Consider the following 14046-nt stretch of genomic DNA (forward strand, 5'->3'; position numbering starts at 1 on the left):
TCGTCGGCAGCAGGTATTGATTGGCCAAGTAAATAGGCGGGAGAGCAGAGATGAGTCAGGTTCCACAAATTAAAATTCCAGCCACTTATATGCGTGGCGGTACCAGTAAAGGGGTATTTTTTAAAGTTGAGGACTTACCCGAGCGCGCTCAGCAGCCAGGAGCTGCCCGAGATGCATTATTATTGCGGGTCATTGGTAGTCCAGACCCTTATGGCAAACAAACTGATGGCATGGGCGGTGCGACCTCCAGCACCAGTAAAACCGTATTGCTCGCCAAGAGCACCCAGCCTGAGCACGATGTAGATTATTTATTTGGGCAGGTTTCGATTGATCAGCCCTTTGTCGATTGGAGTGGCAACTGCGGCAACCTCACAGCAGCGGTAGGTTCGTTTGCTATCAGTAATGGCTTAGTTGCGGCAGATAAAATTCCACACAATGGCATTTGCACGGTGCGTATTTGGCAGGTGAATATTCAAAAGACCATTATCGCCCATGTCCCTATCACTAACGGTGAAGTGCAAGAAACCGGTGATTTTGAATTAGACGGCGTGACCTTTCCTGCCGCCGAAGTACAGATTGAGTTTTTAGACCCAGCCGATGGTGACGGCGATGACGCGGTGATGTTCCCGACAGGTAACCTAGTCGATCAGCTGGAGGTGCCAGGCTTAGGTAGGTTGTCAGCTACCCTAATTAACGCTGGGATTCCAACCATCTTCGTTAATGCGGCGGATATTGGTTACCACGGCACTGAGCTGCAATCAGCAATTAATAGCGACACCGAAGCTCTGGCTAAATTTGAGTTGATTCGCGCCCATGGCGCACTAAAAATGGGTTTGATTAAGGATCTCGCCGAGGCGGAAACGCGTCAGCACACGCCCAAAGTGGCCTTTGTTGCTCCACCCGCTGCCTATACTGCTTCCAGTGGCAAGCAGATTAAGCAGCAAGATATCGATGTGTTGGTCCGCGCATTATCCATGGGGCAGTTGCACCATGCGATGATGGGTACGGCAGCCGTGGCAATCGGCATGGCTGCAGCCATTCCTGGTACGTTAGTTAATTTGGCAGCTGGAGGCGGTGAGCGCCAAGCGGTACGTTTTGGGCATCCTTCAGGTACCTTACGCGTAGGCGCTGAAGCAATTGAGGAACAGGGGCAATGGCAGGTGAAAAAAGCCATTATGAGCCGTAGTGCTCGGGTGTTAATGGAGGGCTGGGTGCGAGTGCCGGGTGATTCATTTTAGCTAAACACACAATATTAAAGCGCTCGTCACGGGCGCTTTTTTGTTTGTCTAAGCCTTTATCGCTACACTGAGGCGCCTGATTAGGTGCATAGCACCAGATCAGACTTATTAATCGCTACTAATAATAGGTGCGCTGGTTGTTTAAAGACTTACTATTTGAAGAAGGGTTTACCAAGATTGACGCTGAACTCGATGTGATCTTTGTTCCCACCGATGAGCTAGTAGTAGAGGCCATGTTAAAAATGGCTGATGTTCAACAGCAAGATGTGCTGTATGACTTGGGTTGTGGTGATGGACGCATTGCAGTGGCGGCAGCCATGGAGCGTGGTGCTAGAGCGGTAGGCATTGATATGGATCCGCGGCGCATCGCCGAAGCTAACCAACTGGCGGCCACCGTTGGCGTGGAAGATCGTGTTAGTTTTATTCAAGGTGATCTATTAACTGCAGATTTTAGTCAAGCCAGCGTGCTGACCCTGTATCTACTGCCTACGCTCAATCTACAACTTCGAGCGCGAATTTTACAAGAGCTCAAGCCCGGTACTCGCGTGATTGGTCATGCATTTAATATGGGTGATTGGCAGGCGGATGCGCGGCAAGCCATGGGTGGAGTGTATCTTTACAAATGGTATGTGCCAGCTCCCTTGGCCGGAACCTGGGAGTGGCTCAGTGCCAGTGGGCAATTGTATCGGGTACAACTAGCACAGCAGTTTCAAAAGCTTACAGGGCAAGCTTGGGTTGGCAGCGAGTTGGTGGGTTTAGCGCCTGCAGAGTTGTTAGAGGCTAAGCTGTTAGGTGATCGAGTGCGTTTGAGTATTTTGCCCGCTGGCGAAAGTGCGCCCCTCGTTTTTGATTCGCTCTATCAGCAGGGTTATTTACTACCGGCGGTCAATAGTCCCCAAGTCTCTTTAGGCATACGCCTAACTGAGGCTGAAGAGTCCTAGTTAGGCGTGTAGCTGCTAGGGAATGTTAGCTGTATTGAGCGTGGCGTTTTAACCAAGTAAAACGCCACGCAGCTAAACTGCCGAGGATTAACACTAAGGCCAGTAAGGTATTAAAAGCGGGGGCCATTTCGCTAAGGCTCGCGCCAGCTGAGTTAATTTGGGTAAAGCCTACCACCATCGTGGTTGAAGGAAAGGGCATTAAGCTCCAAATAATCCAGTCGGGAATCATATACTGCGGAAACGAAGCACCAGTGACTAAAAATAGCAAAATCGAAATTCCAGCATAGATTTGCATCACTCGGCTCATTCGATCAATCACGCTGCCCAGCAACATACCCAGCGCTGCGGTAGCAGCGGCAAAGGGTGGGATAAAAGCCAACAGGGTGCTGAGATTGCCGCCGCGCGGATAGTCTTGCAGCCAGAAGGTATAGCCAAACATTAGCAGTGAGGTGAAGCAGCCAATCAAGCTTAAGGCAAGCCAGGTACCTAGAAACTCACTTAGCTGTAGGCCGCGAATTTGATGCTCGCGGCGAAAACCAATCAACATGGCGCTACCAAACAGTAAGGTTTGCTGAACAATCAAGGTGGCAATGGCTGGCACTACAAAACTACCGTAGCCTTCGGTGGTATCAAACATAGGCCATTGCTCAATATTGACTTCAGGGCGCGAAAACTGTGTACGTTCTAATCGTGTACTGGGGGTTGCCATAGCGGCTTCTAACGAGGAGCTAACGGCATTACCTACTTCAGCGGCACGGACTAAGTAAGCAGCCGTTAAATAGATGCCTAGTCCTCCATGGCCGTGCAATGCTTTACGCATAAAGTTGTGATCTAAAATAATCACCCCATCCACTTGTCGGTTACGCAGCAAAGTTAAGGCTTGTTGAGGAGAGGCTGGACGCTCAGTAATGTTAATGCTACGAGTGGCTTGTAAGTTACGGATTAAACTGCGCGATAGGCTCGAGTCGTCTAGATCAACCACGGCAATGGGTAATTTAATCGAGACCTGTGACTTATAAGCAGCTGGATAATAAAAGCTATATAACACTACCGCCAAAGCGATGGTAGAAAAAATGGGTTTGGTTTTAACAACGCTACTGAGGGTGCTAAAAAACGCTTCGCGTCCCCCAGAAAACGCCAAGTCAGGTATTGGGCTGAGTTTTAGTTCTTTTTTATTGGCCTTAGCCAAGCCTTTAGCGATCAGCAGTCCACCGACAATATACAGGCTTAAAACAACGAGGTGCAGCCCACTAACCGCAGCATCACTGGCTAAGCTGACTTGTTCAATTTGTAACCGATAGTAATGGGTATAGGGCTGAATATTGGCCCAAAACTGAGCCCAGCCACTGGCATTTAACACAGGTAAGGTGCCATCTGAGTAAGTGACGGCACCACTGGCATAGATCGTGGATAAAGAAAACGCACTGTGAATATCGCGTGTGATGGCCACTAAAGCTGCGCCAATGGCAGCAGTAGCCATGCATAGCCAGATAATGCCCAGTACCAATAGTCCGGCCGAGCCATTAATCGGCCAGCCCCGCCCGGCTACCATCCAGAGCCAAAACACTAGATGCCAAGCGGTAAAAATTAACACATAAGGCAGTAATTGACTGATTAGACTCAGTAAATTAGGACGTGCGGGGGCTTTTAAGTGACGAGCAATAGTAGCCACAATCGCACAGCTAAGTAACAGGTTAAGAATTGCTGGCAAGACTAAGGGTGTTAAAAAGCGCTCAAAACTTTGCTGGGCATTGCCCACAGTAGTCACCTGCACTTGTGGCAAACTCAATTCAATATTTTCCAGTCCACCCATGCCGCGGCGTACGCGGCCTTCTTGTTTGAGCGCCACTTCAATCGCTTGGCTTAGGGCTGACGAGGCTTGAGAGCCAATGGTACGCAATTGTGCGTTGTAGTGAATGACGATCGAACGTAGATCAGGGTAGACCGTGGCTGATGAGGCTTGACTGGGGATTTCGACAATCGCATAGATTTTATTTTGCCGCACTAAAGCTAAGGCTTGTTGCATATCCTCTGGCATCGCGGCTAACTGAATTTTCGGGTTAGCCTTGATGTTGCTAATAATGCGTCGGCTAAGGGAGGAGTGATCGGCGTCGACAATGGCAATCGGCGTGTGCTGCACCACGCCGGCTGATAAAAGATGGCTAACCATAATCAGCATGATGCAGGGTAGCAGCAGCACCACGATTAATTGATAAGGCGAACGGGCAATACGCTGTAGCTCATCGAGTAGGCTGGGGAACAGCCCGCGCGCAGGCGCTGCTAGATTCATGGTTGTGGCCAAGCAAACAAGACGCTCATGCCAGGACGCAGTCCTTCCACCTGCTGCGTGGCGGTTAAGCGTACCTCAAAACTGCGTACATCATAGCCGCTGGATTGGCGGGTGGCGCGCCAGGTGGCAAAGTTGGCTTGGGGATTAATAAAGCTCACCTTGAAGGTAACTATTTGATGGTCAAGCGCCGGTACGCTACCGGTTAATTTATCGCCCATTTTCAATGAGTGAAATTGATTTTCGCGCAGATTTACGGTGACCCATAAATCGTCTAAATCAATCAGGCTGTAAATCGGTAAGCCAGCTGGTACCAGTTCACCGACGTTGGCGAAGCGTTTGGCAATTTCACCGTTAATCGGTGCGGTGAGCTGAATTTCATCTTGCATCGAGCGGGTAACAAAGACTCCCGCTTCGGCAATCTTGACTTGAGAGTCGGCCACTTGCAGGTCTTCCTCGCGCTCCCCATTCAGTGCCCGCTGATACTGTGCTTTGGTCAGCGCCTCATGTTGGTTGGCAGAGTCGCGTGCGGCGCGAGCTTCATCACGACGTTGGGCCGCAATAACGCCTTCGGCATAGAGGTTTTCGGCGCGGCGGGCAGAGACTTTGGCTAAATCAGCTTGGGCTTTAGCTGCACGCCATGAGGCTTCAAGGGCGGCTAAATCTTCCTCTCTTGCGCCTGTGTGCGAGCGTTGTTGAATGGCTTGGGCACTGGCTAAATGCGCCAAGGCTTCTTGCTCTTTAGCTTCTACTTCAGGGCTACTCATGCGCACTAACAGTTGCCCAGTTTGCACTGTTTGGCCTTCTTTCACCTCTAGCGCTAGCACTCGGCTGGTGACCTTACTGGAAATATTAATATTGTCGGTATCGACCATGCCTTCCAATTGTGCCGGAATGGGGCGATTAGCAAGCCACAGCCCCATCACCAACAGCGTCAAAATAATTAGCAAAATGAGTACCGTGAGTAATGGACGGCGCTTAGCTGGCGCAGCAGTGGCTTGCTCATTGGAAGTTAGGGATTGAGAGTCGTTCACGGCATCACCTTAGCATCAGCACGAAGAATATAGTCATTGAAGCGCGCGCCTTGACCACTGGCGGTCAGTAGCGCAGAGAGGGCAGTGTCATATTGAAAAGCGGCGACGGCTCGCTGTAGTTGCGCACGACTGAGGGCATTGCGTGCGTCAATGATCGCCGTCGCGGTGGCTTCACCTTCACGAAACGCCACCTGTTGTACCCGCAGATTCTCTTCGGCGGCATTTAGACTGCTTTGTAAGGTGAAAAACTCACTACGAGCGGTGTTCATTGAGTTATAGGCCCGAATCACCGCTGACCGAACCTCGCTTTGCGCCTGTTGTTTGGAGTGTTCCGCTGCAGCCAAACGTAAGTTAGCGGCGGTAACGGCACGATTGCGGTTAGTACTGGCATTGAGGGTGTAACTGAGGCCCACGCCGACCACCCAGTCGGGCTGTGTGAGTAGCTGATCATTGCGATCAAGGGCATAGGCACCCATGGCAAAGAGTTTGGGTAAGCGCTCAGACTTTGCTAGAGCCACCTGTTGTTCGGCGATTTTATAGCCAGCATCTGCCTGTTGCAGTAATGGCTGTTGCTGTAAGGCAACCTGCACATAGTGCTCAACGGATTCTAGGTTATGTAAGTTCACGAATAACGGTGTTTGTGTGGCAATTGGTGTGTGCTGCTCGAGCAGTGAAGACAGCTCATCACTCGCGGTAAGTAAGTCATGATAGGCCCGCTGATTGGCAATTAACGCAGTATCACGGGCAACGATCACTTCAAGCGTGCGGGAATGGGGATCATGCCTTCACGTTCAAGAATCTGTGCCTCTTTTAAATGTTGTTCAAAGCCAGCTAGATGAGCTTGGGTGACATTAAAGTGCTGCTGCGCGAGGACCTGAGCAAAATAAGTCGTGACTAAATTAAACCGTTGCTTATCTTGTACGCCAAGTTCTTGAGCTTGCACGAGTTCTGCGGCAGACTTAGCCGCTTTTTGCGCCGCTACAATTGCACCACCGGCATATAAGGGCTGAATCACATTAACCGTGGCACTAAACACATTGTCACGTTTACGAATTCTGGCGTCATGGGGCAGGCTATTAGCCAAATGCTCTACAGCCTTTTCTGCATCGGTACCGAGCGCGGTGTTGAGTTGCAGTAGATCACTTTTAACTCCATTTAACGGCACCTCTAAGGACTTTTGGTAGCGCAGCGCTTGGGATTCGAGCGTGACTACTGGTTGCCAAAGGTTGGCATTGGCTTCGGCCTCGGCTTGGGCGGCTTGGGTTGAGTAAGCGGCACTTTTTAGCGCGTTAGAGGCTTGACTGAGCTGCTGCTGGGCTTCATCGCCACGGGAGCTAAGGTTTGCGCATCAGCTGCTGGGCTATTGACCAGCAGTAAGCCGCCCGTCATTAGGCTTAGCCCCAAGTTGCGGATAGAAAAAGTAAATACAGTCATAACAAATTAGGCGGCGGCCTTTGCAGTCAAGTGTGCGAGTAATAAGTGCTCAGCCAGTGAGCAGCCTCGTTGGCAGCTGCTAGTTTAACGGTAATTGTAGGCTTAAACAGCATTAAAACCGGTGACTGGGCAGACAGATGAGGTTTAAGCGTGAGTACTGTCTAGCTGTTTATTGAGTGCAAAGACGCCAGCCATGGGCTGCTCACTCGATCCTGAGTGCTCAGCCCAAGCTGTTAGATTAGCTGTAGTGGTTGCGTAGCTCTCGTTTAAGCAGTTTGCCGGCACTATTTTTGGGCAGTTGTTCGACAAAGTGGATGTGTTTAGGCACCTTAAAGTGTGCTAGATATTGCTTGGCATGGCGTAGCAGTTCAGCAGCGTCAGCCTGCTGTTCTGACTTAACGACGACTACGGCGGTGACTGCTTCAATCCAGCGTTCATCGGGCACACCAATCACGGCCACTTCTGCCACCATGGGGTGGCTATAAAGTACTTCTTCCACATCACGGCTAGCAATCAATACCCCACCACTATTCACTACATCATTAATTCTATCAACGATATAGAGATAGCCCTGTTCATCTTGATAGCCTAGATCGCCTGAATGGAACCAGCCTTGGCGAAAGGCCTTACTGGTGGCTTCTGGATTGTCCCAATAGCCTTGCATCAGTTGAGCTGATTGATGAACGATTTCACCTTGTTCATTGGCCGCGCAAGGCTCACCAGTTTGTGGATTTATCACCCGTGTACGTACTGAAAGTAAAGGTTGTCCAGCAGAAGTGGGGCGCTCGGCGTGTTCTTCGGGGCGTAACACGCTGGCTAAAGGAGCAATTTCACTTTGCCCATAGCAGTTGTATAAACCAGCCTTTGGTAGCCGTTCACTTAATTCCTGAACAATTGCCGCGGGCATAATTGAGGCGCCGTAATACAGCTTGGTTAATTGTTGCAGTTGGCGCTCATCAAAGGCTGGGTGGCGCAGTAAGTTAATCCATACCGTAGGCGGGGCAAAAAACGCATTCAGCTGCTCTGCTTTAATCAGTGGCAGCAGTTTATCGGCTGACACCGCATCCATAATCCAGCTGCTACCACCTATTAGTAAGGTGGGCATGGTAAATACATGCATTTGCGCCGAGTGATACAAGGGCAGCGCAGCTAGGGCTAAATCATTAGCGACTATGTCTAAATGCTGCCAGCAACTGCGGTATTCGGTGAGTAATGAGCTATGAGTATGCATTGCTCCCTTAGGGTCTGAGGTGGTGCCAGAGGTGTAGAGAATTTGTACTACATCGTGCTCATCAAGGATCAAATCCAGCGGGCTGCTATCAGTATCGGCTAGGGCCCAGTGTAATACTTGATGAGGTTTAGTGTTGGAGTGATCACGCAGCGTGCCTTGTATTTCTAAACTATCAGGCACTTGAATGGCTGCTACGTGCTGATGTAAGTCAAGATCCATAAATAGGGCGCGGGCACCGGACTGATTTAACAGGAAGGTTAGCTCGCGTTCGACTAAGGAGAAATTCAACGGCACATGGATTAGGCCGGCTTTAGTGCAGGCTAACCATAAAATTAAATAAGCATCGGAGTTTTTACCGTAGGCAGCTACCCGGTCACCTTTGGTGAGCCCTAGTGCTAGTAGTTGCCGAGCCACACGATTACTGGCTTGATCCAGTTGGCTAAAACTCCAGTGTCGGTCTTGGAAACTAATTGCAGTTTTTTGCCCATAGCGTTCGCTAATTCGTGTCAGTGCTGCGCCAATGGTGTTGCAGCGGGCTTGTTGTAGATCAGTGTTTAAAGTTGCACTTGAGCAAGCATTCATAGCGAATCCCTCATTGTTATTGTTGTGAGTGGAATACAACTGATTGCAGCAATAAAACTGCTCGGCAAGGCGTTGCCGAGCAGTGGTGTTACCTTAGGCTTGTGGACGCTCAATAATTAAAGCAATCCCTTGGCCACCACCAATGCACATAGTGACCATGCCGTAGCGGCCATTAATTCGCTCCAGCTCATACAGCACTTTGACGGTTAAGATAGCGCCAGTGGCGCCTACAGGGTGCCCCATAGCAATCGCACCGCCATTGGGGTTAGTTTTCTCATTGGCTAAGCCAAGGTCTTTAGCTACTGCTAGAGCTTGGGCAGCAAAGGCTTCGTTAGATTCGATCAGGTCTAAGTCAGCAATGGTTAAGTTGGCTTTAGCCAGCGCTTCTTTAACCGCAGGAATTGGGCCTAACCCCATTACATTCGGCGCTACCCCAGCGAAGGCGTAGCTCACCACACGGCCTAAAACCTTAAGCTGTTGCTCAGCTGCAGTTTTAGCGTTAGTCATAACCACTGCTGCCGCGCCATCGTTCAGTCCTGAAGCATTACCTGCAGTGACCACGCCACCTTTTTTAAATACTGGCTTCAGGCTGGCCAGCGACTCAAGGGTCGTATCACCACGCACATGCTCATCATGGTCAAGCGCAATGGTTTTACGGCCTTGTTCTACAGCAACCGGAACAATTTGCTCACTGAAAACACCCTCGGCTTGGGCTTTGGCTGCACGTTGCTGACTTTGCACTGCGAAGGCGTCGAGCTGTTCACGGGTTAAACCATATTGCTCGGCGATATTTTCAGCGGTGACACCCATGTGGCCGCTATCAAAGGGGTCACTAAGGGTACCTAAAGTGAGGTCTAATACGGGGGCATGGCCCATGCGTAAGCCATCGCGCACTTTAGGCAGTAGGTAGCCGCCTTGGCTCATGCTTTCGGCACCGCCGGCTAATACCATGTGGCTGTCGCCGAGTTTAATCAGCTGTGCAGCACTGATAATAGACTGCACCGAAGAGCCGCATAAACGGTTAACGTTAAACGCGGCACTAGAGTCTTTGAGGCCACAGTTTAAAGCCACGTTGCGTGCTAAATAAGCATCAGCTGGACCGGTAGGAATAATGTGACCAAACACGGCGTGATCAATAGTGCTAGGGTCAACTTGTGCGCGCTCAATCGCTGCTTTGGCCGCAATAGTACCTAGCTCGGCGGGCGTTAAGCTGCTCAGGCTGCCAGAAAAACGGCCAATTGGGGTGCGCGCAGCACCGACAAAAACGACATCATCATTAGTAAAGGGTTGGCTCATGCAAAGAATCCTTGAAGTGGGGCTGCCCTGTGTAAAGCACGGCAGCTAAGTCAATACTAGGGTTAGTTATACGGCTTAAGCAGGCTTGACCGGAATGACCTTTAGGGTCAGATTATTTGCCTTTAACGGCCATTACGGGTGAGTAAATCTAATGCAAAAGCGCTACATTACGCCCCATTATTTAGCGGTATGCCTGCAAACCGCACAGCAGAACGGATTAAATCCAGAGTGGATTTTAGCAGAGGCGCGGATCAATCTCAGTGCCGAGGCGCAAGAGCTGCCGAGTATTACCGCCCGCGAGCTGCATGATTTATTTTTTGCCTTGTGGCAAGGCACCCAAGATGAATTTATGGGGCTTGCACCAACCTCCTGTGGCTTGGGGACTTTTGCTTTAATGATGGAGTACGCCAGTCAAGCGCAAACCTTAGGGGCTTGGTTGAAAAAAAGTGCTTACTTTTATCAGGTGGTACAGCCACAGTTAAGTACGCATCTGTTATTGCCAAATGTTGAACAAAATACGGTGAGCTTTTGTGTGACTTTGAAGCAAACCGATCAAGATCCTCAGCATCTCCTACAAGAATTTTTACTCTTACTTTGGCAGCGAGTAGCGTGCTGGCTGGTGGGAAAACATATTCCGGTATTGAGTACCCAGTTTGCCTATGCTGAACCGCTGCACGCCACTGCTTATCAGCAGATGTATTTAGGCGAGTTTGAGTTTAATAGTCAGCGTTCGGGCTTTAGTTTTCATGAGCAATGTTTGCTTTGGCCGATTGTGCGCTCGGCATCAGAAATAGAATTATTTATTAGCCAAGTGCCTGAATTGATTTTTCAAAGCCCAACCACTGATACTCGGTTAGCCACTAAAGTCAAAACATTGCTGCAAGATTATCCTTTAACTGCTCTACCTGAGTTGCCGGAGCTGGCGCAGCAATTGTGTTTGTCACCGCGCACCTTAAGGAGACGGTTAGCCCAAGAGGGCATTACGCTGCGTGAACTGAAGCAGCAGTTACGTCAAAGTATGGCATTGCACTTGCTCAGTGAGGAGCATTTAAGCATGGCAGATATCGCCGAGCGCTTAGGCTTTTCTGAGCAAGCAGCTTTTTGTCGTGCCTTTAAGCGCTGGACCGGGGTAGCGCCTAGTCAGTGGCAGAGCAGTTATCCGGATTAAGCAGCGATCCCGCTTAATGGATTTTCAGTTTACTAAGCGCCTGCTCTAAGCGGATGGCACGTGCTTTGCGGCCTAAATTCATCACCACTTTATCGCGTTTCCATTCAGCCAGTAACGGGCTTTGGTGCTTCAGCATAGCAGCGCTTAGCTCAAACTCTAAATCATCAAACTGCATAAAGGCTGACTCCAGCACAACATGCGCCATATGATCTTGGACGCCGAGGGCGAGTCCCTCTTTTAACGAAGCAATAATCCCTAGAAAACTAATGATTAGCGTATCGGGCCAATGTTCTATAATCGCTGCTTGGTAAAGCCAAGCTACGGTGGCGGTCAGCACATAGGCATCTTCTAGGGTACGAAAAACTTTACTGTAATCAGTCCAGCCGTCTCCGGGCAGCACTTGGCCTTGGGCTTGTGCAAACTTGACTTGGCCATGGGGTAAATCGGGCATAAAGGCGAGTGGCGGATTAGCGATAAACTCAACTGCGTTGGCGCTTTGTTCGGCGCGCTGGATCAGCACAGCTTTAATTGGAATGCGCTGGCTGTCTGCTTGCATGGCATTGGCTTGCTGAGCAATAACCAGTAACCATTGCGCCCACTCACCGGCAGTGACAAAGCGTTTATGGCCGCTTAAACCTTGGGGTTGCCACTGGGTTTGTAGTTGGCTGGGGCTATTGCCATTGGTTTCTGACAAGCAAAAAGCGCCTAACCCTAAAGGAGCCTTCGGAATCAACGCCCGTAGCGCAGCTTGATAACCGGCTAAAAAAGCATGGCTAAAGCTTGGACTAGTACGCCCTCCAATAATGGCTAAAGAAAATGGATCGGTGCTGGTTGTTGCTTGCTGTAACTCGCGATACCACGTGGGTAAATCAGCACTGGAGGTGGTATGAGCAATAGGAGATGATAAGAGCTGTGACCAAGTCATAGATGATCCTTGGAAATGACACTTAAAAATAAAGGGTTAAGTAAAGGCTAAGTTCGCCAATTAGCATTAAATGTTAGGCAGTTCACTATAAAGCTTTTGCCGGTTTATTGATGCTTATCAGCTGGAATAGAGATAACGGCAGGGCCTGAGTGAACTGGCTAGAAAAGGCTGAATAGGCGCTGCAATGGGCAACTAATGATTAATTTTTGCGCTAATCCACCAGAAAATATCGGCTATAGCAGTAACAGCACAATGCTTGGCCTGAAATTGAACAGGGCGAGCGTCATAGCATGGTTTATCATGACTAATTTTTTAGAGTGATTTAAGCCATGCCCCATGCAGTTGCCCAGCTTCGCGCCCAGCGTTTAGCGCAAAGCCAACGCCCATTTAAAGCGCGGGGCATTAAGTTAGTGCGTTGTGAACGCTGTCGAGTTGCCAGACAATTTTGTATCTGTGCTTGGCAACCTCAAGCTAGCAGTGAAGTAGGGGTGTGCTTGTTGATGCATGATATTGAGCCACTTAAGCCGAGTAATACGGGCTGGCTTATTGCCGATGTGGTGCAGCATACTTTTGCCTTTACTTGGTCGCGTACTCAAGTTGAGCCCAAGTTATTGGCGTTACTGGCAGATCCACAGTGGCAACCGTTGGTGGTATTTCCTGAGGAGTACGCCACGCCGGAGCAGCAGGTGGTGCATCAACTAATGCCCTTAACTGCGGACAAAAAACCGCTGTTTATTATTTTGGATGCGACCTGGATGCAGGCGCGGAAAATGTTTAGAAAGTCGGCCTATTTAGCCAATTTACCCGTGCTTAGTTTTCAGCCCGAACAACTATCGAGCTATTTGCTGCGGCGCTCAACCCGTGACGATCATTTATGTACTGCTGAAGTTGCCGTGTTGTGTTTGAAGTTGGCGCAACAACTCACTGCAGCAGAACAGTTGCATCGTTGGCTAGAGCGTTTTACCGAGCATTACTTAGCAGCTAAAACACCGCCCCCAGCGGCGCAGTTAGGGCGTTATCAGGCGGGCAGTAAAATCTTAGCTAAAGAAAGCGTAAAGCGTGATAAATGTTCGGTGTAGACTGTTGAGCAAGTTGTTATACTTAGGTACAAGTACTAGGTATGGTTAGCGTAGATTGCCGTTAGGTAATACTGGAAATGGAAGCTTAGTTTTCCGGCTAATCGGTGCATAATGCGCTCCACTCATGACAGATTAGGATAATTTAAATGGCTGCTTTTGACATACTCATTGCTGATGATCACCCCTTATTTCGTAGCGCCTTGCAACAAGCGTTAACCATTGGTTTAGGTGGTGATGTGCGTTTAGTTGAGGCGGCGAGCATCGCAGAACTTGAAGCCCGTTTAGCTGAAAAATCTGACTGGGATTTAGTGCTGCTTGATTTAAATATGCCAGGCGCCCATGGCTTTTCTGGTTTAGTGTTACTGCGTGGACAGTATCCGCAATTACCAGTGGTGATGGTTTCGGCGCAAGAAGAAGCGGCGATTATGGCCCGCGCCCGCGAGTTTGGTGCCAGTGGCTTTATTCCTAAATCCAGCCCGTTAGAAGAAATTCAGCAGGCAGTTAAAACGGTATTAGACGGTGACGTGTGGTGGCCGGCACAAACTGCGGCGAACCCGATGTTAACCGCCGAACAAAAAGCAGCGAGCGAAGGCTTAGCCAGCTTAACGCCGCAACAGTTTCGGGTGCTAACCATGGTGTGTGATGGTTTACTGAATAAGCAAATTGCTTACGAGTTGAATGTTTCAGAAGCCACCGTTAAAGCTCACGTCACCGCTATTTTCCGCAAACTCAATGTGCGCACCCGCACTCAAGCTGCTCTTCTGCTGCAGCAGATGGAGTCTATTCCAAACGCTTAAGTGACTTCGCGATTAATAATTGAATAGTTAAAGC

Annotated in this window: 12 protein-coding genes; 5 read left to right on the plus strand and 7 right to left on the minus strand. The window is 49.7% G+C overall.

From position 1 onward, the window contains the following. The first annotated feature begins 50 nt into the window (after nucleotides 1-50). Together prpF and AC2T15_RS01585 are read left to right on the plus strand one after the other, a co-directional pair. Nucleotides 51-1238, plus strand: a complete 1188-nt coding sequence (gene prpF / locus AC2T15_RS01580; RefSeq protein WP_486778557.1) for a 2-methylaconitate cis-trans isomerase PrpF — start codon at nucleotides 51-53, stop codon at nucleotides 1236-1238. 137 nt (nucleotides 1239-1375) lie between these two features. Further along, entirely contained in the window at nucleotides 1376-2179 is an 804-nt protein-coding gene (locus AC2T15_RS01585; RefSeq protein WP_053101080.1) for a class I SAM-dependent methyltransferase, read from the plus strand. 25 nt (nucleotides 2180-2204) lie between these two features. Here AC2T15_RS01585 and AC2T15_RS01590 read toward each other — a convergent pair whose 3' ends face one another. The 6 genes from AC2T15_RS01590 to bktB form a co-directional block, all read right to left on the minus strand. Continuing rightward, nucleotides 2205-4469: an ABC transporter permease gene (locus AC2T15_RS01590; RefSeq protein WP_486778558.1), complete on the minus strand. Its 2265-nt coding sequence runs from the start codon at nucleotides 4467-4469 to the stop codon at nucleotides 2205-2207. Next, a complete protein-coding gene (locus tag AC2T15_RS01595; RefSeq protein WP_486778559.1) occupies nucleotides 4466-5500 on the minus strand; it encodes an HlyD family secretion protein in 1035 nt (344 codons plus the stop codon). The genes AC2T15_RS01590 and AC2T15_RS01595 overlap by 4 nt, the downstream gene beginning before the upstream one ends. Beyond that, on the minus strand, nucleotides 5497-6255 hold the full coding sequence (locus tag AC2T15_RS01600) for a TolC family protein (protein ID WP_486778560.1): 759 nt from the start codon (nucleotides 6253-6255) through the stop codon (nucleotides 5497-5499). The genes AC2T15_RS01595 and AC2T15_RS01600 overlap by 4 nt, the downstream gene beginning before the upstream one ends. Continuing rightward, nucleotides 6252-6665, minus strand: a complete 414-nt coding sequence (locus AC2T15_RS01605) for a hypothetical protein (protein WP_486778561.1) — start codon at nucleotides 6663-6665, stop codon at nucleotides 6252-6254. The genes AC2T15_RS01600 and AC2T15_RS01605 overlap by 4 nt, the downstream gene beginning before the upstream one ends. A 507-nt stretch (nucleotides 6666-7172) precedes the next feature. Continuing rightward, on the minus strand, nucleotides 7173-8747 hold the full coding sequence (locus tag AC2T15_RS01610; RefSeq protein WP_486778562.1) for a fatty acyl-CoA synthetase: 1575 nt from the start codon (nucleotides 8745-8747) through the stop codon (nucleotides 7173-7175). A gap of 93 nt (nucleotides 8748-8840) precedes the next feature. After that, nucleotides 8841-10043 carry a beta-ketothiolase BktB gene (gene bktB, locus AC2T15_RS01615; RefSeq protein ID WP_486778563.1) on the minus strand — a complete coding sequence of 401 codons (1203 nt, stop codon included), beginning with the start codon at nucleotides 10041-10043 and terminating at the stop codon, nucleotides 8841-8843. Nucleotides 10044-10194: 151 nt separating this feature from the next. Here bktB and AC2T15_RS01620 point away from each other — a divergent pair, with 151 nt between their 5' ends. Continuing rightward, nucleotides 10195-11211, plus strand: a complete 1017-nt coding sequence (locus tag AC2T15_RS01620) for an AraC family transcriptional regulator (protein ID WP_286593044.1) — start codon at nucleotides 10195-10197, stop codon at nucleotides 11209-11211. Between the two features lie 13 nt (nucleotides 11212-11224). Here AC2T15_RS01620 and AC2T15_RS01625 read toward each other — a convergent pair whose 3' ends face one another. After that, nucleotides 11225-12136, minus strand: coding sequence for an acyl-CoA dehydrogenase middle domain-containing protein (locus tag AC2T15_RS01625; protein ID WP_486778564.1), 912 nt, complete (start codon nucleotides 12134-12136; stop codon nucleotides 11225-11227). Nucleotides 12137-12465: 329 nt separating this feature from the next. Between AC2T15_RS01625 and AC2T15_RS01630 the strand changes: the two genes are divergently transcribed. After that, a complete protein-coding gene (locus AC2T15_RS01630) occupies nucleotides 12466-13215 on the plus strand; it encodes a tRNA-uridine aminocarboxypropyltransferase (protein WP_486778565.1) in 750 nt (249 codons plus the stop codon). A gap of 146 nt (nucleotides 13216-13361) precedes the next feature. Further along, nucleotides 13362-14012 carry a response regulator transcription factor ErdR gene (gene erdR / locus AC2T15_RS01635; RefSeq protein ID WP_053101088.1) on the plus strand — a complete coding sequence of 217 codons (651 nt, stop codon included), beginning with the start codon at nucleotides 13362-13364 and terminating at the stop codon, nucleotides 14010-14012. Nucleotides 14013-14046: the final 34 nt, after the last annotated feature.

This window comes from Thiopseudomonas sp. SA1F2-1K, assembly GCF_057443035.1.

Coding starts and splice junctions, on each gene's coding strand:
- AC2T15_RS01610 (WP_486778562.1), bottom strand. CDS start 8,747: ATGAATGCTTGCTCAAGTGCAACTTTAAACACTGATCTACAACAAGCC.
- prpF (WP_486778557.1), top strand. CDS start 51: ATGAGTCAGGTTCCACAAATTAAAATTCCAGCCACTTATATGCGTGGC.
- erdR (WP_053101088.1), top strand. CDS start 13,362: ATGGCTGCTTTTGACATACTCATTGCTGATGATCACCCCTTATTTCGT.
- AC2T15_RS01590 (WP_486778558.1), bottom strand. CDS start 4,469: ATGAATCTAGCAGCGCCTGCGCGCGGGCTGTTCCCCAGCCTACTCGAT.
- AC2T15_RS01625 (WP_486778564.1), bottom strand. CDS start 12,136: ATGACTTGGTCACAGCTCTTATCATCTCCTATTGCTCATACCACCTCC.
- AC2T15_RS01620 (WP_286593044.1), top strand. CDS start 10,195: ATGCAAAAGCGCTACATTACGCCCCATTATTTAGCGGTATGCCTGCAA.
- bktB (WP_486778563.1), bottom strand. CDS start 10,043: ATGAGCCAACCCTTTACTAATGATGATGTCGTTTTTGTCGGTGCTGCG.
- AC2T15_RS01630 (WP_486778565.1), top strand. CDS start 12,466: ATGCCCCATGCAGTTGCCCAGCTTCGCGCCCAGCGTTTAGCGCAAAGC.